General features: G+C 60.5%; 28 protein-coding genes and 1 tRNA gene. 17 read left to right on the plus strand and 12 right to left on the minus strand.

The features are described from left to right. Positions 1 to 106 precede the first annotated feature (106 nt). The 3 genes from DDIC_RS01670 (at position 107) to DDIC_RS13845 (ending at position 1374) form a co-directional block, all read left to right on the plus strand. Positions 107 to 553, plus strand: coding sequence for an MOSC domain-containing protein (locus tag DDIC_RS01670; RefSeq protein WP_136398845.1), 447 nt, complete (start codon positions 107 to 109; stop codon positions 551 to 553). A gap of 1 nt (position 554) precedes the next feature. Further along, positions 555 to 851 (plus strand): hypothetical protein, encoded by a 297-nt coding sequence (locus tag DDIC_RS01675; protein WP_136398846.1) that lies wholly within the window; start codon positions 555 to 557, stop codon positions 849 to 851. A gap of 163 nt (positions 852 to 1014) precedes the next feature. Beyond that, entirely contained in the window at positions 1015 to 1374 is a 360-nt protein-coding gene (locus DDIC_RS13845; RefSeq protein WP_247647514.1) for a GNAT family N-acetyltransferase, read from the plus strand. Between the two features lie 59 nt (positions 1375 to 1433). Here DDIC_RS13845 and uvsE read toward each other — a convergent pair whose 3' ends face one another. Further along, a complete protein-coding gene (gene uvsE, locus DDIC_RS01685) occupies positions 1434 to 2687 on the minus strand; it encodes a UV DNA damage repair endonuclease UvsE (protein ID WP_136398847.1) in 1254 nt (417 codons plus the stop codon). A gap of 269 nt (positions 2688 to 2956) precedes the next feature. Between uvsE and DDIC_RS01690 the strand changes: the two genes are divergently transcribed. Next, entirely contained in the window at positions 2957 to 3259 is a 303-nt protein-coding gene (locus tag DDIC_RS01690; RefSeq protein ID WP_136398848.1) for a hypothetical protein, read from the plus strand. Between the two features lie 229 nt (positions 3260 to 3488). Here the strand turns inward: DDIC_RS01690 and DDIC_RS14015 are convergent, their stop codons facing one another. Beyond that, a complete protein-coding gene (locus DDIC_RS14015; RefSeq protein WP_282097271.1) occupies positions 3489 to 3617 on the minus strand; it encodes a hypothetical protein in 129 nt (42 codons plus the stop codon). On the opposite strand from DDIC_RS14015, the gene DDIC_RS01695 reads away from it, so the two are divergent. From DDIC_RS01695 to DDIC_RS01720, 6 genes are all read left to right on the plus strand, one after another. Continuing rightward, positions 3616 to 4188 carry a cytochrome c3 family protein gene (locus tag DDIC_RS01695; protein WP_136398849.1) on the plus strand — a complete coding sequence of 191 codons (573 nt, stop codon included), beginning with the start codon at positions 3616 to 3618 and terminating at the stop codon, positions 4186 to 4188. The two genes, DDIC_RS14015 and DDIC_RS01695, sit on opposite strands and share 2 nt — an antisense overlap. After that, positions 4185 to 4631 (plus strand): hypothetical protein, encoded by a 447-nt coding sequence (locus DDIC_RS01700; protein ID WP_136398850.1) that lies wholly within the window; start codon positions 4185 to 4187, stop codon positions 4629 to 4631. The genes DDIC_RS01695 and DDIC_RS01700 overlap by 4 nt, the downstream gene beginning before the upstream one ends. A gap of 114 nt (positions 4632 to 4745) precedes the next feature. Continuing rightward, entirely contained in the window at positions 4746 to 7016 is a 2271-nt protein-coding gene (locus DDIC_RS01705; RefSeq protein ID WP_136398851.1) for a nitrate reductase, read from the plus strand. A gap of 97 nt (positions 7017 to 7113) precedes the next feature. Continuing rightward, the gene (locus DDIC_RS01710; protein ID WP_136398852.1) at positions 7114 to 7449 is read left to right on the plus strand and encodes a hypothetical protein; all 336 of its coding nucleotides are present in this window, start codon (positions 7114 to 7116) and stop codon (positions 7447 to 7449) included. After that, positions 7446 to 7970, plus strand: a complete 525-nt coding sequence (locus tag DDIC_RS01715) for a 4Fe-4S dicluster domain-containing protein (protein ID WP_136398853.1) — start codon at positions 7446 to 7448, stop codon at positions 7968 to 7970. Before DDIC_RS01710 ends, DDIC_RS01715 begins: the two co-directional genes overlap by 4 nt. Further along, complete coding sequence (locus tag DDIC_RS01720) at positions 7967 to 8782, plus strand: 4Fe-4S binding protein (protein ID WP_136398854.1); 816 nt, start codon at positions 7967 to 7969, stop codon at positions 8780 to 8782. The genes DDIC_RS01715 and DDIC_RS01720 overlap by 4 nt, the downstream gene beginning before the upstream one ends. A gap of 21 nt (positions 8783 to 8803) precedes the next feature. Here the strand turns inward: DDIC_RS01720 and DDIC_RS01725 are convergent, their stop codons facing one another. From DDIC_RS01725 to DDIC_RS01735, 3 genes are all read right to left on the minus strand, one after another. Beyond that, a complete protein-coding gene (locus DDIC_RS01725) occupies positions 8804 to 9940 on the minus strand; it encodes a Fic family protein (RefSeq protein ID WP_136398855.1) in 1137 nt (378 codons plus the stop codon). A gap of 179 nt (positions 9941 to 10119) precedes the next feature. After that, positions 10120 to 10205, minus strand: a tRNA-Leu gene (locus DDIC_RS01730). 161 nt (positions 10206 to 10366) lie between these two features. Next, the gene (locus DDIC_RS01735; protein ID WP_136398856.1) at positions 10367 to 10810 is read right to left on the minus strand and encodes a hypothetical protein; all 444 of its coding nucleotides are present in this window, start codon (positions 10808 to 10810) and stop codon (positions 10367 to 10369) included. A gap of 122 nt (positions 10811 to 10932) precedes the next feature. Between DDIC_RS01735 and DDIC_RS01740 the strand changes: the two genes are divergently transcribed. Next, a complete protein-coding gene (locus DDIC_RS01740) occupies positions 10933 to 11403 on the plus strand; it encodes a phosphatidylglycerophosphatase A family protein (protein ID WP_136398857.1) in 471 nt (156 codons plus the stop codon). Between the two features lie 102 nt (positions 11404 to 11505). Here the strand turns inward: DDIC_RS01740 and infA are convergent, their stop codons facing one another. The 5 genes from infA to DDIC_RS01765 form a co-directional block, all read right to left on the minus strand. Then, on the minus strand, positions 11506 to 11724 hold the full coding sequence (infA, locus tag DDIC_RS01745) for a translation initiation factor IF-1 (protein WP_006008898.1): 219 nt from the start codon (positions 11722 to 11724) through the stop codon (positions 11506 to 11508). Positions 11725 to 11860: 136 nt separating this feature from the next. After that, positions 11861 to 12706, minus strand: coding sequence for a prolipoprotein diacylglyceryl transferase (gene lgt / locus DDIC_RS01750; protein ID WP_136398858.1), 846 nt, complete (start codon positions 12704 to 12706; stop codon positions 11861 to 11863). Further along, positions 12703 to 13194 (minus strand): cyclic pyranopterin monophosphate synthase MoaC, encoded by a 492-nt coding sequence (gene moaC, locus DDIC_RS01755; protein WP_136398859.1) that lies wholly within the window; start codon positions 13192 to 13194, stop codon positions 12703 to 12705. Before moaC ends, lgt begins: the two co-directional genes overlap by 4 nt. A 173-nt stretch (positions 13195 to 13367) precedes the next feature. Continuing rightward, positions 13368 to 14570 carry a metal-dependent hydrolase gene (locus DDIC_RS01760; RefSeq protein WP_136398860.1) on the minus strand — a complete coding sequence of 401 codons (1203 nt, stop codon included), beginning with the start codon at positions 14568 to 14570 and terminating at the stop codon, positions 13368 to 13370. 4 nt (positions 14571 to 14574) lie between these two features. Beyond that, positions 14575 to 14913, minus strand: coding sequence for a chemotaxis protein (locus DDIC_RS01765; RefSeq protein WP_136398861.1), 339 nt, complete (start codon positions 14911 to 14913; stop codon positions 14575 to 14577). A 258-nt stretch (positions 14914 to 15171) separates the two neighbouring features. Here DDIC_RS01765 and DDIC_RS01770 point away from each other — a divergent pair, with 258 nt between their 5' ends. The 6 genes from DDIC_RS01770 (at position 15172) to leuB (ending at position 21582) form a co-directional block, all read left to right on the plus strand. Beyond that, complete coding sequence (locus tag DDIC_RS01770) at positions 15172 to 15813, plus strand: phosphatidylserine decarboxylase family protein (protein WP_136398862.1); 642 nt, start codon at positions 15172 to 15174, stop codon at positions 15811 to 15813. Positions 15814 to 15864: 51 nt separating this feature from the next. Beyond that, the gene (gene pssA, locus DDIC_RS01775) at positions 15865 to 16626 is read left to right on the plus strand and encodes a CDP-diacylglycerol--serine O-phosphatidyltransferase (RefSeq protein WP_136398863.1); all 762 of its coding nucleotides are present in this window, start codon (positions 15865 to 15867) and stop codon (positions 16624 to 16626) included. Positions 16627 to 16742: 116 nt separating this feature from the next. Beyond that, entirely contained in the window at positions 16743 to 18290 is a 1548-nt protein-coding gene (locus tag DDIC_RS01780; protein ID WP_136398864.1) for a 2-isopropylmalate synthase, read from the plus strand. Positions 18291 to 18499: 209 nt separating this feature from the next. Next, positions 18500 to 19762, plus strand: a complete 1263-nt coding sequence (gene leuC, locus DDIC_RS01785) for a 3-isopropylmalate dehydratase large subunit (RefSeq protein WP_136398865.1) — start codon at positions 18500 to 18502, stop codon at positions 19760 to 19762. A gap of 63 nt (positions 19763 to 19825) precedes the next feature. Then, positions 19826 to 20317 (plus strand): 3-isopropylmalate dehydratase small subunit, encoded by a 492-nt coding sequence (locus tag DDIC_RS01790; RefSeq protein ID WP_136398866.1) that lies wholly within the window; start codon positions 19826 to 19828, stop codon positions 20315 to 20317. A gap of 191 nt (positions 20318 to 20508) precedes the next feature. Continuing rightward, positions 20509 to 21582: a 3-isopropylmalate dehydrogenase gene (leuB, locus tag DDIC_RS01795; RefSeq protein WP_136398867.1), complete on the plus strand. Its 1074-nt coding sequence runs from the start codon at positions 20509 to 20511 to the stop codon at positions 21580 to 21582. A 352-nt stretch (positions 21583 to 21934) separates the two neighbouring features. On the opposite strand, the gene DDIC_RS01800 is transcribed toward leuB, so the two are convergent. Next, positions 21935 to 22840 (minus strand): DMT family transporter, encoded by a 906-nt coding sequence (locus tag DDIC_RS01800; RefSeq protein ID WP_136398868.1) that lies wholly within the window; start codon positions 22838 to 22840, stop codon positions 21935 to 21937. Between the two features lie 182 nt (positions 22841 to 23022). After that, the gene (locus tag DDIC_RS01805) at positions 23023 to 23841 is read right to left on the minus strand and encodes a septal ring lytic transglycosylase RlpA family protein (protein ID WP_136398869.1); all 819 of its coding nucleotides are present in this window, start codon (positions 23839 to 23841) and stop codon (positions 23023 to 23025) included. Positions 23842 to 24119 lie beyond the last annotated feature (278 nt).

A 24119-nucleotide genomic window follows, 5' to 3' on the forward strand; every position in this document is an offset into this window, starting at 1 on the left:
TACGAGCGGGCAGGCCCGCGCACTGGACGCAGCCCCATGTCTGGGGCAAACTGCAGTCTGCCGCCACGCGCGGCACTGAACAGCATGACAGCAAAGGAACAGCATCATGGGCAAGATTATGGCCATCTGCACCAGCCAGAAAAAAGGCACGGCCAAAAAGGCCGTGGACCAAGCCAATTTTATTGAAAATCACGGTATCGAGGGCGACGCGCACGCGGGCAAGTGGCATCGTCAGGTGAGCCTGCTTTCGTGGCAGGCCATTGAGGCTTTCAAGGCCAGAGGCGCGCTGGTCGCCAACGGCTGTTTTGGTGAAAACCTGGTGGTGGACGGCATTGATTTTGCCGCCCTGCCGGTGGGCACGCGCATTGCGTGCAACGATGTGCTGCTGGAAGTATCGCAGATCGGCAAGGAATGTCACAGCCATTGCCAGATATTCCATACCATGGGCGAATGCATCATGCCCACGCAAGGGGTGTTTGCCAAAGTGCTGCACGGCGGCGCTGTGCGCACAGGCGACATGATGCGGGTGTTGCCCGCCGCCGAGGACAACTAAAATGCTGCTGCGCACGGCGCTGTTTCTTGGCTCGGTCACTCTGGTCTTTGTGGCTTACACGGTGGTGGCCCTGGTTGAAAGACATTTTTCGCCCCGGCATGCACAGGGGCCTGAACAGTCGCCACCGGCGACGGCTGCCTCTGCGCCGCAGCCCCGTTCGCACGTTCGTGCCCTGCTCGACAGCGTCCAGCTGGTCAAGGAGCAGTTCAGCCTTGAGCTGCAAAGCCATGTGCCGCCTTTTCGCGTAGACCGCACGGCTGGCCTGCTGGCCGGTGCTGCCGCTCAAAGCGGTCGATGAACCCGCGCGATACCGCTGACCGGCGTCAAAACGTTGCGGACGGGTTGTGCATACGCAGGGCCTCAGCGGACGACCATCAGGAGCTTGCGCTGTTGTGGCGGCGTAGCGTGCAGGCCACGCACCATTTTTGCCGTCCGGCGAGGTTGAGCGGCTTTTTCATGACGTGAGCGCTTTGTACCTGCCCGGCGTGGAGGTTTTGTGGCTGGCGGAGGTCACGCCCTGCCAGCGGAGCGATGCTCCGGCGGGCTCAGGGCTTGCCCGGCCTGCGGGATTTATGGGCTGCAACGGCCCGCAGGTGGAAATGCTCTTTGTTGATCCGCTGTATTTTCGCCACGGCATCGGCAGGGCATTGCTGGCGCGTGCCTGTGCGGCGCATGAGCGGCTGACCCTTGACGTCAACGAGCAAAACCCGCAGGCGCTGGCCTTTTATGAGCGATTGGGGTTCAGGGTCGTGGGGCGTTCACCCCTGGACGGTCAGGGCAATCCATATCCGCTGTTGCACATGGCGTGGCGGCGGGCCTGACGTGACCCGGACGGCTGACAGCTTTCGGCGCAAGGGTATGCCTTTGGCCGATTTTTTTGCTATACATAAAAATAGATGCTGTGCAGCAGATATTGCACATTATGCCGTTCTGCCAGGCCGAGCAGCAGACGTTTGACGCGCGGCAGGGCGGCGACGCCATTTTGCAGCTCGGCCATGCCCGCCAGGGCGCGCTTCTTTTCTGCGGGCGAGGCCAGTTTGTCCACATAGCCCCACACATGCTCGGCGGCGTTGCGGGCCTGCGGGCCGTTAAGTTCCTTTTGCAGCGCCTGCTCCACCAGCGTGTAAAAAGCCTGCGCATCGGGCGCGTCAGCCTTGAGCAGGGCGCGTATGGCAGTGTATGCGCCCTGATCGCGCTCCAGCACCAGATACTTGTATCTGGCCCACTGCGTGGTGATATCCTGCCGCGTCAGCCGCGGGTTGGTGAGCTGGAGGCATTTTTCTGCAGAAAGGTTTTTGTCCTTCACCTCCAGCATCACGTCCACCTCGCGCTGCCCCAGCGACTGATGAAATTCCATAAATTCACGCAGGGCGATAAAGCGCGAGTGCATGCCCGGTTTGCCGCCTGCCAGCTGCTGGCTGTAGTGCAGCTTGGGTCGGCCCTGCTGCGGGGTCCAGCTTTCCATGGCGCGGTCAAGCCAGTATGCCTGCGTGCCGTGCGCCGGAGCGTTGAGCGAATGGTGAAAAACGTCAAAAATGGCGGGCAGGCCGCAGCGGTCGCAGACACGCAGCGCATCTTCAATGGTAAAGACGCGCTCGTCGTTTTCGAGCGAGATGCGGGCCAGCACATGCGGGGGCAGGGCCAGCAGGTTTTCGGTCAGCCGCGTGACGGCAGAGGCCCGGTCATTGTAGCCGCCGCCAAGGTGCAGAATGATGCGGGCGCTCCTGTCGGCGCCCAGGGCGTCAAGAAAACCGGCGTGAAAAACCAGATCGTCCACCGCCCGGTCAACCACATCCTGACGGGGAGAATTGAGCACGGTGTACTGGCCGGGATGCATGGAAACGCGAATGCCCGTCTGGGCCAGTGCTGCCCGCGCCGCCGTCAGCTCCTCCCGCAACTCTTGCCGCCAGTCAAAGCTGTTTTGGGGGTGCGAGGCCAGCGGGATAATGTCCGAGCTGATGCGCATGAGCGGTATGCGCGCGGCGGCGCAGTAGCGCAACATGGTTTCAAGCGCGCGCAGGTTATGGCGGCACACGGCCCGCATGTTGTCGGGCGTGGCCCTGGCAAGGGTAAGACCGCTGAGGTCGGCGTGGGGAACCCCGATGGTCTTGCAGGCAAATCCGTAGCGTATCATGGAGCTACTGTAGCTGATTTGCGGCTGGCGGCAAGAGGGTGCGGCGGGCCTTAACGCAATGTTTACGCCGATATGGTATCAAGGCGAAAAAACGCTGTGCGCATTGACCATGCCGGGCATGGCCGCTGTGCGCAAATCCCTGATGGCAGTGGTATCCGCCAGATGCAACAGAAGGCGCAATGATCGGCAGCAGCTCGGATATATCGGTGGCTTTGGTGAAAAATGCGGTGTGAAACCCGTGGCGCGCGGCCCTCTGTCTTGTGTGCTGCATGGTGGCTGGCCTTATGTGCGGCACGGTCTATAATGCCGATCTTGGGCGCATGGCCATTCCGGTGCTGATTTTTCACAACGAGCAGGACGCCTGCAAGGTCAGCCCCTATTCCGGCGTGCGAGGCCTGCAGAGCGCCCTGAAAAATGCGCCGCGCAAGGATATTGTAAGCATTTCGCACGGCGACGGCATTGGCGACGCCTGTCAGGGCATGTCGGCCCACGGGTATTTGGGGGTGGAAGGTCAGGCGGTTGCCGCCATTGCCAAGTGGATATTTACCAATGTGCCCCAGTCGGCAAAATAACTCCCGTCCATAGCCCGCCCGCCACGGCTTGCCGACGTGCAGGCGCACGGGCGGCGGCCTCGCGGCGATACTACCACAAGCCCCGCATGCGTAAGCGCGCATGCGGGGCTTGCGTCATCTTATGCGTTTGCATTGTCAGATAGTTATGACTGTTGTCATTTTTTTATGACAATTCGCCGGGCCATTGCGGGTAAAGAACCCGTAAACTCCCATTAATCACACAAATTTTTTAAATGGTGTATTTGGCATTGGTTTTGCTTTTTGTGGCTAAATTCACAATATGCGCCAGCAAGAGCATTTTTCGGACAAAGATGCTCTTGGCTCTGGCGGAACCATCAGCCATGGAGACCAAAACCATGCCGTATCCTTCTAAGCGCGTCTGGATTGTGGGCTGTATTGCCCTGGCCGCGTGCGTAGGCCTGGCGGCAGCGGGGGTGTCGTATTCGTCACAGACGGCGTTTTGTCTGTCCTGTCACGAAATGCGCGTGTATCAGGACGAACTGATGCTGTCACCGCACGCCAAGGACGCACAGGGCAAAGCCATCGGATGCTCGCAATGCCATATCCCGTCGGGCAATCTGGCCCGCATGCTCGGGGCCAAGGCATGGATGGGAATCAAGGACTTGTGGGTGCACAACGTGGACGGCGGCACAGACCTCAACCGGGCCGCCATGCAGCCCATTGCCCGCCGCTTCACCGACGACGCCAACTGCCGGGCCTGCCACAAGGATTTGACCCGCAACGCCAAGGCTGACGGGCCGGTTTCTGTCGAGGGCCGCCTGGCCCACGAAAACTACGAGGGCAAAAACGGTCAGGCCCGCAGCGGCTGCGTGGGGTGCCACCGCAACCTCGCCCATTTGCCCGTTTTTGACGAGCGCATACCCGCCAATACCAAGTTTGCACAGAAAATTAAGGAGATACGGCCATGACCCGCAACAAGAAACTGCTCATCGTTCTGCTTGCCCTGGCGGTGCTGGCGGGCGGCTATTTTCTGTACATGGCCTGGGCCTTTCCTGCAGAGCGGTGCGAGGCGGCAAAACACCTGGATGCGCCGCAGATGGCGGGCGACTGCTACGCCTGCCACATGAAAAGCACCCCGCGCGTTGCGCAGGAATGGTACGAAAGCAAGCACGGCATCACGCTTGTGCGCTGCCAGACCTGTCACGGCATGCCTGACGGCAAGGGGGCCATTCCTTTTACCCGCAAGCCGGGGGTCGAGGTGTGCGCCCGTTGCCATTCGCTTTCCATCCAGCGCATGGAGGCCAAGTTTGGCAAGCGCGATGACTGCTCGTCCTGCCATCCCAACCACCAAAGCCCCATGCACGGCAAGGCGTATGAATATCGCATGCCCAGCGGCAAAACGGATTTGTAGCCCGCGCCAGCCGCATATAGGCGCAGGCCGCCCACGCGGCCCAAACTGGCCCTGCCCGCAGCGGGCGGCCATGCTCACAAAACAATCATGCCAAGCTAACAGCGAGGTGCGGATATGAATTCATCGCGTCGTGATTTTTTACGGTTTTTTGCCATGTCTGCCGCCATGGCGGCGGCTACGGGCGCAGGGCTGCCCACCCTTGCCCTTGCGGCGGACGACAACAAGCCCGACAAATGGGTCAAGGGCGTGTGCCGCTACTGCGGCACGGGCTGCGGCGTGCTGGTGGGCGTTAAAAACGGCAAGGCCGTTGCCATTCAGGGCGACCCCAACAACCACAATGCTGGCCTTTTGTGCCTCAAGGGTTCGCTGCTCATCCCCGTGCTCAACTCAAAGGAGCGCGTCACCCAGCCCATGCTGCGCCGCACCAAGGGCGGCCCGCTTGAGCCCATAAGCTGGGACGAGGCCCTTGACCTTATGGCTTCCAAGTTCCGGCACAGCATCGACACGTTTGGCCCCAATTCCGTAGCCTGGTACGGCTCGGGCCAGTGTCTGACCGAAGAGAGCTACCTTGCCAACAAAATTTTCAAGGGCGGCTTTGGCACCAACAACGTGGACGGCAACCCCCGCCTGTGCATGGCCTCGGCCGTGGGCGGCTACACCACCACGTTCGGCAAGGACGAACCCATGGGAACGTATGCCGACATCGACCAGGCCACCTGCTTTTTCATCATCGGTTCCAACACGTCAGAGGCGCATCCCGTGCTGTTTCGCCGCATTGCCCGCCGCAAACAGGTGGAGCCGGGCATAACGATCATTGTGGCCGACCCTCGCCGTACCAATACCTCGCGCATTGCCGACATGCACGTGGCCTTTCGCCCCGGCACAGACCTGGCCTTTATGCACAGCATGGCCTGGGTGATCATCAATGAAGAGCTGGACAACCCGCGCTTCTGGCAGCGCTATGTGAGCTTTGTGGATGCCGAGGGCAAGCCCTCTGATTTTGAGGGCTACAAGGCCTTTTTGGAAAACTATCGGCCCGAAAAAGTGGCCGGGATATGCCGCATCCCTGTGGAGCAGATATACAAGGCGGCCCGCGCCTTTGCCGAATCGTCCGCGACCATGAGCCTGTGGTGCATGGGCATCAACCAGCGGGTGCAGGGCGTTTTTGCCAACAATCTCATCCACAACCTGCATCTGCTGACCGGGCAGATATGCCGCCCGGGCGCAACGCCGTTTTCGCTCACCGGGCAGCCCAATGCCTGCGGCGGCGTGCGCGACACCGGCGCTCTGGCGCATCTGCTGCCTGCCGGGCGCGCTATTACCAACCCCAAGCACCGGGCAGAGATGGAAAAGCTGTGGAACCTGCCGGAAGGGCGCATTTCGCCCAATCCCGGTCACCACACCGTGGCGCTGTTTGAGGCCTTGGGGCGGGGCGAGGTGAAGTGCATGGTCATTTGCGAGACAAACCCCGCGCACACCCTGCCCAACCTGAACAAGGTTCACAAGGCCATGTCGAACCCGGAATCGTTCCTGGTGTGCATCGAGGCCTTCCCCGATGCCGTAACCCTGCAATACGCCGACCTTGTGCTTGCGCCTTCTTTCTGGTGCGAGCGCGACGGCGTGTACGGCTGCGGCGAGCGGCGCTATTCGCTGACCGAAAAGGCCGTAGATTCGCCCGGTCAGTGCCGCCCCACGGTCAACACCCTGGTGGAATTCGCCAAGCGGGCGGGGGTTGACCCCAAGCTGGTGAATTTTAAAAACGCCGAGGATGTCTGGAACGAATGGCGCATGGTGGCCAAGGGCACCACGTACGATTTTTACGGTATGACCCGCGAGCGCCTGCGCAAGGAGTCGGGCATCCTCTGGCCCTGCCCCTCGGAGGACCACCCCGGCACCAACCTGCGCTTTGTACGCGGGCATGACCCGCTGGTGCCTGCCGACCACCCGGACAAGTTCTTTTTTTACGGCAAGCCGGACGGCAAGGCCACCATATTCATGCGCCCGGCCAAGGGCGCGGCGGAGGAGCCCGATGCGGAATACCCCCTGTACCTTACCTCCATGCGGGTTATCGACCACTGGCACACCTCGACCATGACCGGCAAGGTGCCCGAGCTGCTCAAGGCCAACCCTGCGGCATTTGTGGAGATAAACGAGCAGGACGCTGCCGCGCTTGGCATCAGGCACGGCGAAACCGTGGTGCTCGAAACCCGGCGCGACAAAATGGAGCTGCCCGCGCGCGTGAGCGACGTGTGCAGACCGGGGCTTGTGGCCGTGCCGTTTTTTGACCCCAAAAAGCTGGTCAACAAGCTCTTTCTGGACGCCACCGACCCCGGTTCGCGCGAGCCGGAGTACAAGATATGCGCGGCGCGGGTACGCAAGGCTTAGGGCCTGCCAGGTGCGCGCCGGACAAAACGTTGCAGAACAGTGATGTATGCGTCCGCCCGTGTGCAGGGCATGCGGGCGGGGCAATGCAGGAGGACATATGGCCATTGCGGGAATAATTCTCAGTGCGTCAGCCGGGGCACGTGCCGGGCTGGAGGCGGTTTTGAGCGGTCGCGCCGGAATTCTGGATGTGCGGCGTACGCCGGAAGGCGCGGAAAACGGCGGCCTGGTTGCGGTGGTGGAACAGCCGTCCGCTGCCCTGCAGACGGAGTTTAAAGCCCTGCGCGATCTGCCGGGGGTGGATGATCTGCATCTGGTCTTTGCCGATTACGGGGACGACATGGACAATCAGGGGCACATGGCCTGCCCGGCCCACGAACCCCGCCGCTGCGCGTCGGACGGTGATGCCGCCCCCAAAAACGGAGAACGGGCATGAATCTGTTTGCGCCGCCGTTGCGCCCGCCGGGGGCTGCTGATGAGGAATCTTTTTTGCGCAAGTGCGTGCGCTGCGGCAAGTGCGTCACAGCCTGTCCGTATGAAAGCATAGAGCTGGCGGGCGGTTTTGGCCGCACCCGCCGCACGCCGCAGGTGCGCCCACGCAAAAAGCCCTGCTATCTGTGCATGAAGTGTCCGCCTGTCTGCCCCACGGGGGCGCTGGATAATTCAGTTGTGGAAATGCACCGGGCGGGCATGGGGCAAGCGTATATTCTCAAAACCCGCTGCCACAATTATACGGATGGCACCATCTGCATGACCTGCTATGACCGCTGCCCCCTGCGCGGCTCGGCGGTTGTGCTCTCGGGTGGGCTGGTGCCTGTGATGACAACTGCTTGCGTGGGCTGCGGCATCTGCGACTATGTATGCCCGGTGCAGGCCGTGGAAATTGTACCGGCGTCGTCGAGGCTCAAGCCGCCGCTGGCGGCGCCTACGGAAAAAGCGCCTGGAGGCAAGGCATGAAGCGGATAAAATGGATCCGGCGCGTGTTGCAACTGCTGGTAATTGCGGGCTTGTGCCTGTTGCCGTGGCTCAATGCGGCGGGCTGGCGCGGGGTGAGCGGCAGTTTTTTTGCGCTGGATTTTGGCGGGTTGCCCTTTGCCGACCCGGTAGCTGCGGCGCAGGTGGCGGCCATGGGAGTGTTGCCTGCGGCGCGGCTGATGGGCGGTGCTGTGCTGTCGCTGGGACTTGCCCTGTTGCTGGGGCGTGTTTTTTGCTCGTGGATTTGCCCTTACGGCTTTTTTTCGGAGCTTGCGTACCGTCTGCGCTGGCGGCGCGGCGGCGAGCGTCTGCAGGTGCGTCAGGCCTTTTGGGGCAAAACGCTCTTGCTGGCCATGGGGCTTGTGGCGGCGCTTGGGGCGGGCTTTCCCGCTTTGGGCATAGTGTCCCTGCCTGGTGAAATTTCTCTGCTGCCCGTGCTGGTGTGGCAGGGTGACGACGTGTGGCTGCTGATCGGGGCCGCTGCAGTGCCGCTGGCGGCGCTGGTGCTGGAGTTTGCCACGGGCAAGCGGCTGTGGTGCCGCTTTGTCTGCCCACAGTCGGTACTGCTTGGGGCTGCGGCCAGATGTCTGCCCGCTAAAGCGCCGGGCCTGCGTATTGGCTGGCAGGTTGATAAATGCAGCTGCAAAGGCAAGCCGCCCTGCCAGCAGGCCTGTTCGCTGGACCTGACCCCGCGCCGTATTGGCGGCCCAGACCGCCGAGACTGCACGCACTGCGGCGACTGCGTTGCGACCTGCGCTGGCTACGGCAAGGCGCTGGAGTGGCGGGGGGAGTAAATCAGGAATTTCGTCCCGCTACTATTTTTCCACACGGCATTGTTCCCACGCCACCTCATACGCTGTGCTGCGCCCCCCGCCGGGTAGGGCTTGCAGCATCTTTTTATGAAGCAGGTCTTCAATCTCGCGCCATGCAGTCGCGCGCGATGTTTTTGTCATGCTCATGTATTTGCGGGTAGAAAGGCCACCTTCAAAGCCGCCGGGGCCAGCATCAAGCAGCCGATTGAGCACTTTGCGCTGCCGCTCGGTAAGGGCAAATTCGCTGTGGGTTTTCCAAAAGCGTGCTTTTAGCAGAATGGAATCCAGAGTTTTTTCTGCCGCAAGTATGGCGCGTTCAAGACAGCCAATAAACCAGAGCAACCAATCTGTTGTATCGCCAGAGCCTTTTTGCGTGCGCTCCAAAACTTCATAATACGACTCGCGGTCGGCCATGATCTGCGCAGACAGGCTGTAAAATCGCATGGTTGTTTTTTCGTCCTGCGCCAGGGCCATATCTGCTATGCTGCGGGCCAGCCTGCCGTTGCCGTCATCAAATGGATGGATTGTTACAAAATAAAAATGCGCCAGAGCCGCCCGGATGATCCCGTCCATCTGGATGAGGCTTGCAGCCCACCATTCAAAAAATGCCGTCATTTCTGCATCAAGGGTTTTTGAGTTTGGGGCCTCGTAGTGGATTTTTTGCCTGCCCACTGGTCCGGAAATTACCTGCATGGGCTTGGTGCGCCACGCACCCACGGTAATTTTATTGAATCCTGAATGCCCGGTCGGGAACAGCGCCGCATGCCAGCCTTTAAGTCGGTCACTGGTCAATGGGGCGGCGTAGTTGCGCGTCGCGTCGAGGATTACCGACACCAACCCATCTGTAGCTCTGCCCGCTGGGCGCATGCCCGCATGCGGAAGCCCAAGGTGCATGGCGATGGATGAGCGCACGCCCTCCCTGTCAAGCGATTCGCCCTCAATGGCAGCGGTTTGCACGGCGTCTTCTTCCAGTGATAGGGCGCATGCCCGCAGGCTGTCATCGATGCCCAGCCCTGCGACGGTGCCCAGTAGACGCCCTTGTATCTTTCTAACCGCAGCTAATGGCAGCAGAATTTTTTCAGAACTGAACTCAAAATTTTGCCAGTGCCTGTGCTGCCACACGTAATGAGGCGTTTCCATAAATAATCGCTCCAAATTATGAAGCGATTATGAGGGATAATCATTTCATTTGCAAGCTTGGGGGCGGGGATTGGGAAAAACGCGTGGAGGAAAGATTGGCATAATTTTTGTGATGGACCAAAAAGTCAAAATCCCGGATCCGTCATTTTGACGAATCCGGGAATCTCCTTGATATTCAATGGTACCCGGAGCGGGACTTGAACCCGCACAGCCTTGCGGCCGAGGGATTTTAAGTCCCTTGTGTCTACCATTCCACCATCCGGGCATGTTATCGCGCGGCATACGGCGTGCGCCGCTGCTGCTCTGGTCTTTTTGGGGGCAGCTGGGTTTTCATTCAGCTCGCAGCCGACCATTCTCGCCAGCTTGGAGCTGCCTTCTGCGCCAGCTATCCGCCAAATCTGCAAAACCGTCAGACAAAATTTTTAGTCAGCTCTCTGTCCCGTCCCCAAGCTCATCCGAGGCCCGTGGCTGCGGGGCTGCGCCAGCGATGCGCCAGACCTTGAGGCTTTGCGGCGGGTCAAGGGGAACGGGGCGTTCTTCTTCCTGCCATTCACCATGTCGCAGCCAGAAAATGTGCATTGATTCAAAATTTTTGTCCAGGCACAGCAGCCTGCCGCGCACGCCTTGCGGCAGTAGCGCGGCAATTTCAAGAGCGATTTTGCGGTATACATAGAGCCGGTGCGCTTCAAAAACGCACTGGAACATAAGCGCATCGCCCAGGGGGGTAAAGTCCAGGTGGGCAGCGCCAGCCCGCTGAAGCAGCAGCTCCACGTCGCGGGTCAGGTCTTCTTCCACTTCAATCAGGGCCTCGTAGGTGAGGCTGTCGTCATAACTGAAGTGCGCAAAAAGTTCGCTGCGATTCTTGTCCATGGGCTTGCATATACGGCAAATATGCCCTTTAGGCAATAATTGCGCGTGGATGTCTTCAGTGCTGGTCTTGCGCGGGCTTTGCGCGTAAGCTGCACAAAAAACACGCACAAAGCGGAGGCCGCATGAGTTTTTTTGACAAGCTGATTCTGTCGTTCTGCCGTCTGGGCGTAGCCGGGCTTGACCCCAAGGCCCCCGGAACCTGGGGCACGGCCATAGCCTGCCTGCTGGCTCCGTATATTTTTCTGCCGCTGTCGCTGCCGTGGCGGGCGGTGCTGCTGGTGGTCATTTTTGTGCTGGGGGGGCTTGCCTCCACCCGTGCAGAGCAGCTGCTTGACCGCAAAGACCCCGGCGAGGTGGTTATTGACGAGCTTGTAGGGGTGTGGCTTGTGCTGCTGCCCTTTCAAAACCCCGGCTTTGGGCTGGTGCTGGCGGCGTTTGCCTTTTTTCGGCTGTTCGACATCTGCAAGCCGTGGCCCGTACGGGCTTCGGAAAACTGGCTGCCCGCCGGGTTTGGCATAATGATCGACGATGTTTTGGCTGGCGTGTGGGCCTTGCTGTGCGTGGCCCTGCTGCACGCGACGGGCCTTGTGTAAGGCCTTGAAGTGCAAGGGCCACAGAATTGGGCAGAGCTAAGGGGGCGCGGCCTTGGGCGCAAAAGGCCACTCATGTGGCGGGAAAAGCCGCCGCGCCCGCAGCTACTTCATGCGGTAGGTAATGCGCCCGCGGGTGAGGTCGTAAGGAGAAAGCTCTACCTTAACGCGGTCGCCGGGCAGAATGCGGATATAAAACTTGCGCATTTTGCCAGAAATGTGGGCCAGAACTTCGTGGCCGTTCTCCAGTTCCACTCGGAACATGGCGTTGGGCAGGGCTTCCTGCACCACGCCGTCTACTTCGATTGATCCTTCCTTGGCCATGTGTACTCCAAAATATGATGTGGATAAACGCCGGTCAGCTTCACAAAAAAGCGTGACGCTGTCAACACGCCCTTGCCCCCCGCCGGAGGCTGAGCGGCGTGCAGACAGCGCCCGCTATGGATGCACGTAAAAAAAGTTATTTCTTGCGGCCCTTGGGGGCTTTGCCCTCGGGGCGGATTTTGCGCTCGGCCGGGGGCATGTGCGGGGCCAGCACCGGGGCCTTGCGGCACAGCAGCCACAAACCCGCCAGCATCAGCGGCACGCACAGCAGCTGCCCCATGGTCAGCCAGCCAAAGGCCAGATACCCCAGCTGCACATCGGGCACGCGTACAAATTCTACCGCAAAGCGAAAAACGGCGTAGCCCAGGGCAAACAGCCCCGAGACCGCACCTGTTTTGCGCGGCTTTAAAGAAAACACCCATACCATGACAAAAAGCGCCAGCCCTTCCAGCGCCGCTTCGTACAGCTGCGAGGGATGGCGGGGCAGTGCCCCCGCACCGGGAAATACGATGGCCCACGGCACATCGCTGACCTTGCCCCACAGCTCGCCGTTGATAAAGTTGCCGAGCCTGCCAAAAAAGAGGCCCTGCGGAATCAGCGGCGCAATAAAATCGGACACTTCAAGAAACGACCTGCCCCGCGTGCGGGCAAAATACCAGAAGGCCCCAAGCACGCCCAGCAACCCGCCGTGAAACGACATCCCGCCGTTCCAGATGCGCATGATTTCCATGGGGTCGTTGATGTACACGGGCAGATCATAAAACAGCACATAGCCGATCCTGCCGCCCAGAATGATGCCAATCATCACGCAGGTCAGCAGGTCGTCCACATCGGGGGCTGTCCAGCCAGAGCCGGGGCGCGACGCGCGCCAGCGGCCAAGCGCCCAGCCAAGGCCAAACCCGGCCAGATACATGAGCCCGTACCAGCGCAGCTGCAGGCTGCCGATGGAAAGGGCAACGGGGTCTATTTGAGCAAGATTCATGCGTTATAATCCTGAGCGTTGAATTCGCCGCTTTTGCCGCCGCGTTTGTGCAGCAGACGCACGTTGCTGATAACGATGTCGCGCTGCACGGCCTTGCACATGTCGTAGATGGTGGCCGCCGCCGTTTGAGCCGCGACGATGGCTTCCATCTCGACGCCGGTGGGGCCGACAGTGCGGGTCTCCGCCTCAATGCGCACCGTGGGGGGCATTTCTGTAACCGTAAACCGCACGTCGGCATAGGTCAGGTTGAGCGGATGGCACATGGGTATAAGTTCGCCGGTGCGCTTGGCGGCCATGATGCCGCCAATCTTGGCGCAGGTGAGCACATCGCCCTTGGGCAGGGCGTTTTTGCGCAGCAGTTCCATGGTGGCCGGGGCCAGTTCAACGATGGCTTCGGCTATGGCAACGCGCTCGGTGGGCTTTTTTGCGCCCACATCCACCATGGTTACGTTGCCCTGGCTGTCGAGATGCGTAAAGTTGTCGCTCATGGATACCTCTGGTATTTGCCGCCGGCAAAGGCGCGCCGGGCGGAATTTTACGCGCTTTTGCCGCAGCTGGGCGCGGCAGGAGGGCGCGAAAGGTATTGATACTCTAAAAAACTGCGGGAGTCATTGTGCCTGTGCGCGGGCCGCCAGCCGGGCAGAGTCCGGGTCGGGCCCGCTCAGCGCAGGCCAACCAGCCAGTGCAGCAGGCTTGGCTTTGTGGGCGGGCGCGGCGTTTGCCACAGAGAGTCGCGGCGGCTGTCGGAAAAACGCATACGTTCGCGCAGCAGGCACGGCTCAATTGCTGCCCCTGATGCAGAGGCCGGGGCGGATGCGCTGGCACGCTGAGGCGTGTCTTTTGCGGCAGAGGGGTCTGGGGGGGCAGGCGAGGGCACAGGGGCCAGCTCTGCCATGTATTTAAAGGGAATATCCGCACTCGGGCGCAGGCTCATGACCTTGCGCACAATGGCAAGGCTGCTGCCAAAGCGCAGGTCATGCACCATGATGTAGCTGGGGGCGGGGGAGTCGGGCCGCGCAGGGGCGGCGTTGTCGGGCAGCATGTCGGCTGGCAGGGGAGCAACCACCGGCAGCAGGGTAAACTGCAAAAAAGCGTCCGCTACCACAGATTGCCGCGCAAGATCACGGGCCAGGCTTTCGGGCAGGGCCGTGTCGGCGGTTTCAGGTCCTTGGGGCGCGCCCAGGGCATTCATGCCCTGCGCGTACACCATCAGGCCGTCGGGCGTGCCCACCGTGTACAGGGCGCGCCAAAAAAAGGGCGCAAACGCATCCGGCAGCACTACAAGACTCTGGGGGGGGCGGCCTTGCGCCGTGAGGCGCGCGCGGGTCTGGGCCGTATGCCAGGCGTTCAGCCCCATGGAAAGGCCGGGGTAGACAAACAGCCACGCCGCTGCCAGCAGCATGAGGCCGCGCCGAGCACGCCAGCGCCATATGGCCCACAGCAGGGGCAGGGTGAGCAGCAGGTCAATGATGAAGACCGCATTCAGCCGTACGCGCATGCTTGAAAACGGCTGAAAAATCATGGTGCCGTAGGTGGTTATGCAGTCAAGCCAGATGTGCAGCAGCACCATGGCCGTCATAAACAGCCATGTCTTGGCAAATCGCCAGTGGCCTTCGGTGCTTGGCCGCCACAGGGCGTAGCCCGCCAGCGCCAGCGCCAGCCCCAGCAGGGGGGCGAAGGCCAGCGAATGGGTTATGCCCCTGTGCAGCACTAAAAATTGCAGGGGGGTATTTGCCAGCGTTACGTCAACATCGGGCGAAGCGGCGGCCAGAGCGGCAAGGGGAACAGCCCAGCGGCTTGCGGGACGCCGGGGCATGGCTAGCATGGCCACAGCGCCGCTGGCGGCATGTGTGATTGGATCCATGTAATTACTGCCTGAAAGGGCTGCGCTGTTTGGGAACAGCCCTGTACTGGGGGTCTTCGGGGTCAGTGACCGGCTCAAGGCCGTTGGTGCGCCTGAACTGCATCATGCGCCACTGCTGCACGTTGTCCATCACGTCGGGGCGGTTTTGCAGATAGAGCATGCGCTGGGTATTGCTGGAGCCGTACACGGGGTAGCGCAGCTGATCTTCCACGCTGACGCCCTGCGGCTGCGAATCGCTGCGGGAGGATGTTCCCTCGCCGATGTCCTTGGGGCCGCAACCGCCAAGGCCGCCGGTGGCGGACAGCAACAGGGCCAAAAGGCATGCAGCGATCCTTCTGTTCATAATGGCAGTATAGCTGCGTCGCAGGCACTGTGCAATAGGAGCGCACTGTGCCCTCGCTGCGGCGGTAGGGGGGCTGCGGCCAGCCTGGAAGCGTCCCTGTGATTTGCTTGTGCTGCATGGACCCGCAGGCGCTGCCAGCGCGGGCATGCTTGCCTTGAAGGCAAACGCGGGGTATAGTTATCTTTCGGCATATGGCCGATCAGGATTTGCGGGCGCGGCGCGTTGCGCGTGCCTGCCACAACCCCCACAGGAGTCGCCATGCGTACACCCAATTGCGGCATCACCCCCGAAGGCTGGCCGTGCATCGGCCTTACCGGCCTTAGTTCCCTGGTATTTGCCTGCATGGGATGGTGGTTTCCTGCTGTGGTTTTTCTGGCCCTGTGCTGGTTCAGCATGCATTTTTTCCGCGATCCCGAGCGTGTGGTTCCCCAGGGCGAGGGTCTTGCCGTCAGCCCTGCGGACGGCAAGGTCGTCCGCATCGAAGAGCGGCCCGACCCCTTTACCGACGAACCCCGGCTGTGCGTGAGCATCTTTATGAATGTGTTCAGCGTGCATGTGAACCGCGCCCCTGTGACGGGCACGGTCGAGGACATCAGGTATTTTCCCGGCGCGTTTGTAAACGCAGCCTTTGACAAGGCCTCCACGCACAACGAGCGCTGCGCCTACAGCCTGCGCGATGTCGAGGGCAACCCCTGGACCATGGTGCAGATTGCTGGCCTTGTGGCCCGCCGCATCGTGTGCCGGGTGGAAGAGGGCGAGGCGCTGGCCCGTGGGCAACGCTACGGCATGATCCGTTTTGGCTCGCGAGTTGACCTTTATCTCCCCCAAGGATATGTTGCGGCCACGCGCATCGGCGAACAGGTCTTCGCCGGGCAGAGCGTGGTGGCCAGGGCAAAGTAGCCCCTGCCCGCAAAGCCGCAGCAGGGCGGCAGTTATAAAAGATGGTGAACAATGGCCCCCGAAGTTAAAAAGCCGCGCAAAGGAGTATACCTCCTGCCGAACATGATCACGACGCTGAGCATGTTTCTTGGCTTTTTGTCCATGGTGTGGGCTGTGCAGGGGCGTTTTGAGTCGGCCTGTTTTGCCATTCTGCTCTCGGCTGTCATGGACGGTCTGGACGGCAAGGTGGCGCGGCTTACCAATACCGCCAGCGAATTTGGCGTCCAGTACGATTCCCTCTCAGACCTCGTGGCCTTTGGCATTGCCCCCGCCATGCTCATGTGGCAGTGGCAGCTCTCGGCCCTTGGGCGCGTGGGCATCGCCGCTGCCTTTATTTACGCGGCATGCGGCGCGTTGCGCCTTGCGCGCTTTAACGTGAGCACGGCTGCTGTGGGCAAACGCTTTTTTATTGGTCTGCCCATCCCCGCGGGCGGCTGCACCGTTGTTACCTTTGTGTTTTGCGCTGCGCATTTTCCTGACTTCATGCAGGGCGCATTGCCCTACATGACCCTTGTGCTCGCCATTGGCGTAGGGGTGTTGATGGTCAGCAAGGTGCGTTATTTTTCCTTTAAGGAATACGATTTTCTGCGCGCCCATCCCATCCGCACCATGCTCTGCTTTTTGCTTGTGCTCGGAACGGTCATTTCCTTTCCGCGCGTTATGGGCTTTGTGCTTTGCGCCGTCTACATCGTTGGCGGCGTTCTTTACACCTTCGTTATTCTTCCCCGCCGCAATCGTCAGCTACTACGCGCCCTATCGCCCCAGAGCGATTGAGGTTGCGTAACGGTTCGCCGCCCCCTAAGGGCGGAAGACGCTCCCTGGACAGCCGCCCTTTACGGTGGCCGTTATGCAAGATATAGCCATCTTTGTCAGAACCAGAGGAGTCAGTCATGAACAACCGCGTCTATTTTTTCGACACCACCTTGCGCGATGGCGAGCAGTCGCCGGGCGCCACCATGAATTTGCAGGAAAAACTGCGTGTCGCGCACCAGCTTGAAGTGCTGGGCGTGGACATTATGGAAGCGGGTTTTCCTGCCTCCAGCCCCGGCGATTTTGAATCTGTGCAGCGCATAGCCGCTCAGGCCGGGGATATCCAGGTGGCGGGGCTTGCCCGTTGCGTGGCCAACGATATCGACCGATGCTGGGAGGCCGTGAAAGTGGCCAAAAATCCCCGCATCCATGTCTTTTTGTCCACCTCGCCCCTGCACATGAAGCACAAGCTGCGCAAAGATCCCGAAGACGTCCTTAAAATGATCGTCGAGGGCGTCAAACGCTGCGCCGCATATACCAGCAACGTGGAATTTTCCCTTGAGGATTTTTCGCGCACCGAGGGCGATTTTGCCTGCCGCGTGGTCGAGGCCGCCATCAAGGCCGGAGCCACCACCATCAACCTGCCTGATACCGTGGGCTACGCCGTGCCCGAAGAATACGCAGCCCTCCTCGACCATGTGATCAAAAACACGCCCAACAGCGACAAGGCCATCTTCAGCGTGCACTGCCACAACGACCTTGGGCTTGCCGTGGCCAATACGCTGGCCGCCTTCCGCGTGGGCGTGCGTCAGGCCGAGGTGACGCTGTGCGGTATCGGCGAGCGCGCGGGCAACGCCGCGCTTGAAGAAGTAGTCATGAACCTGCGCGTGCGCCACGATTACTTCAAGCTTGAGCACAACATCGTGACCGAGCAGCTCTACCCCTCGTCCCGCCTGCTCTCCATGACCATTGGTCAGCCCATTGCCAACAACAAGGCCATCGTGGGCGCCAACGCCTTTGCGCACGAGTCGGGCATCCACCAGGACGGCATGCTCAAAAATCGCGAAACTTACGAAATCATGACCCCGCAGTCAGTGGGCCGTACCGAGAGCAACCTTGTCATCGGCAAGCACTCGGGCCGCAACGCCGTGCGCAACAAGTTTGAAAGCATGGGCTACAAGCTGGACGAAGACCAGCTCAACCTCGTATTTGAAGCAGTCAAGCAGCTGGCCGACCGCAAAAAGACCCTGCACGACGACGACCTTATGGCCCTTGTGCAGGAGGAAGTGTACCGCCTGCCCGATCTCTTCCGCCTGCGGCATGTGAGCGTGCAGAGCTCCGATACGGGCGGCGTGCCGCCCACGGCTGCCGTCATCATGGACATCAAGGGCATAGAGAGCAGCGGCGCGGGCTTTGGCGTTGGCCCGGTGGACGCGCTGTTCAACGTGATAGCCGACATGGTGGGCCGCCAGCCCGAGCTTGAGCAGTACGCCATCAACGCCATCACCGGCGGCACCGACGCACAGGGCGAAGTAACCGTACGCCTGCGCGAGGGCGAGGTCAGCGCCGTGGGGCGTGGTACGCACCCCGATATTTTTGTGGCCAGCGCCCGCGCCTACGTCAACGCCCTCAACCACCTGTTTAAAAAAGAGCAGGAAGGCCCCCGCCTGCACTGCCAGCACGATTAGCCGCCGCTCCTCTGGTCTGGCGGGCGGGCTCCTTCAGGATCCCCGGCCCGCTCCAGAGAAACGGCCCGGCCCCGTGCGGCCAGCGGGCGCACTGCCAGCCCGCAGCATAGTTTTTTTTAACTACTAGCGCGATGGCGACACCGCGCATCACAGAACCACCGCACTCGCCGCGCCCCCCTCGGTGAAGCTCAGGATGAAAGGAGTAGACCATGCCACAGACGCTTGCGCAAAAAATTTTGCAAGCCCACACAGACGAAGTCGTGGAACAGGACGGCCAGATTGTTCAGTGCCGCGTGTCGTTGGTGCTTGCCAACGACATCACCGGACCGCTTGCCATCAAATCCTTTAATGGGATGGGCGCGAAAAAGGTTTTTGACAAAGACAAGATTGCTCTGGTCATGGACCACTTTACGCCGCAAAAAGATATTGATTCCGCCAATCAGGTGATGGTGACGCGCAAGTTTGCCCAAGAGCAGAACATCACCCACTATTACGAGGGCGGCGACTGCGGCGTGGAGCACACCCTGCTGCCCGAGCAGGGCCTTGTGGGCCCCGGCGACGTGGTTATTGGCGCAGACAGCCACACCTGCACCTACGGCGGCATCGGCGCTTTTGCCACCGGCATGGGCTCAACCGACATCGCCGCAGCCATGGCCCTGGGCGAAACCTGGTTCAAGGTTCCTTCCACCATCCGCGTGAATATTGACGGCCAGATGCCCAAGTGGCTGTGCGGCAAAGACCTTATACTGATGCTCATCGGCGCCATTGGCGTGGACGGCGCGTTGTACAAGGCGCTGGAATTCGGCGGCTCCGTTGTTGAAGACCTTTCGATCGAAGGCCGCCTGAGCATGGCCAACATGGCTATCGAGGCGGGCGGCAAGGTGGGGCTGTTTGCGGTGGACGCCAAAACCCGCGCCTACTGCGCCGAGCACAACCGCCCCGGCCTGACCCAGGATCTGGCCGCCGACCCCGGCGCTGCGTACGAGCGCGTGGTCAATATCGACGTCACCGGCAAGGAGCCTGTGGTGGCCTGCCCGCACCTGCCGTCAAACGTCAAGCCCGTTTCTGCTGTGCGCGACACGCCCATCCAGCAGGTGGTCATCGGCTCCTGCACCAACGGCCGCATCAGCGACATGCGCGCCGCCGCCGAAGTGCTGCGGGGCCGCAAGGTGGCCAAGCACCTGCGCTGCATTGTGCTGCCCTCCACGCCCACCGTTTGGAAGCAGTGCCTCAAGGAAGGCCTGATTGAAACCTTCATGGAATCCGGCTGCGTGGTCGGCCCATGCACCTGCGGCCCCTGCCTTGGCGGCCACATGGGCATTCTGGGCGACGGCGAGCGCGCCGTGGCCACCACCAACCGCAATTTCAAGGGTCGCATGGGCAGCCTGAGCTCTGAGGTATATCTGGCAAGCCCCGTGGTGGCTGCCGCTTCGGCCATTGCGGGTTGCGTGGCCGGGCCGGACCAGCTGTAGCAGCACAAAAACAGCATTTGCCTGCGGCCATTGGCCCCGGCGCAGATAAAGAAGGACAACCCAATGAATTACAAGGGTAAGGCCCATAAGGTGGGCGAACATATCGATACGGATGCCATTATCCCCGCGCGTTTTCTGGTCACCACCGACGCCAAAAAACTGGGTGAAAACTGTATGTCCGGCCTTGAGCCCGACTGGGTCAAGCGCGTAACCCCCGGCGACATCATGGTCGCGGGCCGCAACTTTGGCTGCGGCTCGTCACGCGAGCACGCGCCCATAGCCATCCTTGGCGCGGGCATGCAGGTGGTTATCGGCCACAGTTTTGCGCGCATCTTTTACCGCAATTCGTTCAACATGGGCCTGCTGCTCATGGAAGTGGGCGACGATGTGGACAAGATCAACGACGGCGACGAGCTGGAAATCGACGCCGTCACCGGCGTCATCCGCGACCTGACCAACGGCGTGCAGATCACCTGTCCCCCGCTGCCCAAATCCATGGCGGCCATTCTCGACAAGGGGGGGCTGGTCGGCTACGTCAAGGAACGCTTGGCCTAAATTGGCCTTTTGCCCCCTGGCTGCGTTAGATAATCCTTTTTACCCCGGTCGAGCACTTAAGAGCACATTCCCTGCGTAAAAATGGATTATCTTCCTTGCCAGAGAACAAAAATCCAGTTTAACCAAGTAGCTGGTCAGCGGATAATTACGAACAAAGCATTCACAGAAAGAATTGAGTTCAAGGATCTACCATGAAAAAGACCATCTGCCTTTTGCCGGGCGACGGCATCGGCCCGGAAATTCTGGCCGAGGGTGTTAAGGTTCTCAAGGCCGCCGCTGAAAAGTTCAGCCACGACTTTGTTTTTGACACGGCGCATATCGGCGGCGCGGCCATCGACGCCACCGGCGATCCCCTGCCCGAAGAAACCGTGCGCATGTGCCGCAAGGCCGACGCGGTGTTTCTGGCGGCTGTGGGCGGGCCCAAGTGGGATTCTCTCGCGCCCGAAAAAAGGCCGGAAAAAGGCCTGCTGCGCATCCGCAAGGAGCTTGCGCTGTTTGCCAACCTGCGCCCGGCCATGCTGCTGCCCGAGCTTGCAGGCGCATGCCTGCTGCGGGCCGACATCGCCGCCAGGGGCCTCGACCTTGTGGTTGTGCGCGAGCTGACCGGCGACATCTATTTTGGCGAGCCGCGCGGTCAGGAAATGCGCGAAGGCCTGCGCACCGGCTACAACACCATGGTCTACAACGAGGAAGAAATCCGGCGCATCGCCACAGTGGCCTTTGAAACGGCGCGTAAACGCCGGGGCAAGGTGTGCTCTGTGGAAAAAAGCAACGTGCTTGAAACCTCGCGCCTGTGGAAAGAAGTGGTGCTCGAGACGCACCGGCAGTACGCCGATGTGGAGCTGACCCACATGTACGTGGACAATGCCGCCATGCAGCTTGTGCGCGACCCTTCGCAGTTTGACGTTATCCTTACGGGCAATATTTTTGGCGACATCCTGTCCGACGAGGCTTCGGTCATCACCGGCTCGCTGGGCATGCTGCCTTCGGCCTCCATGGGCGCGTCCGGCCCCGGCCTGTTTGAGCCCATACATGGCTCCGCCCCCGACATCGCGGGGCAGAACAAGGCCAATCCCCTTGCCACTATCCTTTCCGGGGCCATGATGCTGCGCCTCGGTTTTGACATGGGCAAGGAGGCCGACGCCATAGAAGCCGCGGTGCGCAAGACTCTGGCTGACGGATTCCGCACCGGCGACATCATGGAACCGGGCAAATCCCTGCTGGGCTGCAAGGAAATGGGCGACAAGGTTGTGGAGCGGCTGTAACAATCCCTCCAGACTTCGATGATAAAGGCCGCCCATGGAGATGTGGGCGGCTTTTTATATTTTTATCTTACCAGTTCTAGGCATTCAGGAGCGAAATGAAAGCAACCATAGGCAGGCTGAGCGACTGGGTAGTAAAAAACGCTTGAGGCAGGTACTTTGACACGCAGCTTCAGGCTGTAGAAACCACAGGTCAGCACGGCGCGCCGCAGGTGCTGCGGGCCGCAGGGCAGGGCAAACTCAGGGTTATGAGCTATACCGGATTGCTGGCGTGCTTTGGGGGACGAACCTTCAGGGCAGTAGCATTACTCTGGACAAACAGCGGGACGCGGCAGGCCAGACTTGCCGCGTTTTTTTATGCGGGTTTGCGGCGCTGCAAAAAGGCCGTTATCTGTTTGCCCAGCATTACCAGCACAACCGAGGCGGCAATAAGGGCCACACCGGCCACCAGCGACAGGCTGAAAGGCTCGTGGAACACCAGAATGCCCACAGCCACGGCTGTGACTGGTTCCATGACGCCCATAATGGACGTAAGCGTGGAGCCGATGCGCTGAATGGCCAGAATGAGCGTGAGGTTGGAAACAACCGCCGTAACAACCGCCAGCAGGGTTGCGAGCAGCAGCTCCCACCACGAATGCAGCACCTGAAACGAACCGGAAAAAACGGCGTTGCCGCCCGATATGACCGTGCTGAAGGCCAGCACGTAAAAGGTCATCACCAGGCCGCTCATATTGGGAATGCGCGCGGCGTAGATGCCCGTAATGTATATGGCGTTGCACAGGGCGGAGAGCAGCAGCAAGGCCACGGCCAATAGGCCTGCGCCGCCCATATTGCTGCCCATGTCGCTGCCTGTGCCGCCGCAGAGCAGGTATACGCCCACAATGGCCAGCATGATGGAAGCAGCCGTTATCCACGAGAACCGCTCGTGGTAAAAAAACGTCATGATCAGCATGACCATGACCGGGTAGGTAAACTGTATGGTGGCCACAACCCCGCTGGGCATGTACTTGAAGCCCCAGAAAAACAGCAGGGCCGCCATGGTGTACATAAAACTCATGCCCGCAAGCTTGCACAGGTCAATGACCCGCGTGCGAAAGCACTCGCCGCGCAGGGCAAGAACAATGCCCAGAACCACTGCGGCAATGGCAAAACGGTAGAACAGGGCAGTGGCGCCGGCAACGCCAACGTGCATGAGCGGCAGCGTAAATAGCGGGATCAGGCCAAAAGCTGCAGAAGATATAATACTGTAGAAAAAACCCATGACATCCTTCCTGGGGGGGGAAATGCAAACAAATTTCATACCGGGGAAGGAACAGCTAGGCAAGCCCGCAGGGCGCAAAAAAACGTCCCCGGTGTTGCCGGGGACGTTTTTGGGCTGTCAGAAAAAGGAAATCGTGCAGAATCAGCCCAGAGGCCGCAGGTATCGCGCGGCTTGCGGTGCTGCTACTTGGACTGGTCCATGACCACTTCGGCCTCGGGGTGAACCTGGCGCAGTGCTTCATGCATGGCGGCTGCATCCGCAAAGGCGCGGAAGGGGCCGATTCTTTCGTCGCCCTGTGCGGCGTTGTAGCGCACAAAAAAAGCTTCGTCAGGCTTGAGCGGCGTGCCGCTTTCATCACTGACAACTTCCAGCTGAACGCGGCTGATGCCCCGATCGTCAATGTCGATCTGCTGCGCGGCTGCGAACGAAAGGTCAATGATGCGCCCGCGCACAAAGGGGCCTCTGTCCGTCACGCAGACCATGACGCTTTTGCCGTTCTGCTGGTCGGTGACGCGAACAACCGTGCCCATGGGCAGGGTGCGGTGCGCGGCGGTGAAGGTGTACATGTCGTAATCAAGCCCGCTGGCGGTGGAGCCGCCGTGAAAATCGCGTCCGTACCACGAGGCTTTGCCGGACATGATTTCGCTCTCCTGGGCACGCTTCATCCAGATATCGCGGCTGTCGGTGCTGTCCCGTCGTTCACTTTCAATGGAAGCGGACTCTTTGGCCGAAGACTTGGACTTGGATTTGGAGCGCGATTCAGCTTTATCGCGCTTGGAGCGCGAGCTGTGCGAAGAGGCAGACTTGTCACTGGATTTTTCGCGTTTGGATTTGCGAGTTTCAGTGTCGCCGGAAGACTTTTTGGCGGCGTGGGGGGTAGCGTTCGAATGCTTTTGATCAGAGGGAGCGCTTTGTGAAGCCGCGTCGGCGTTCATGGGGGAGGCCACAAGCAAACATAAGGCTATGGCCGCCAGCACTAATGGCCAGCGTGAATACTTCATGATCGTTCCTTTGTTAGTGTTCGAGGCTGGCCAGCGAAATTGCCGGGCGAACCGCGCCCGCGGTTCTGACCCCAGAAACCTTACAATGATGTCAGCAAGCGCGCCTTGCGCTTTACGTCCATCGGTTCCCCAGGGGAATGCCTGTTCTTTGTTAAGGCACTATACAGCAAATAAAAGCCCGCTGTCAAACAGATAAATCTTTTTAAATCAGTATGTTAAACAAAAAATTGTCTAGAGATTATCAAAAAATGAGCGCAAAAGTAGGTAATCGACGCCTG

This window comes from Desulfovibrio desulfuricans, from assembly GCF_004801255.1.
GTDB lineage: Bacteria > Desulfobacterota > Desulfovibrionia > Desulfovibrionales > Desulfovibrionaceae > Desulfovibrio > Desulfovibrio desulfuricans_C.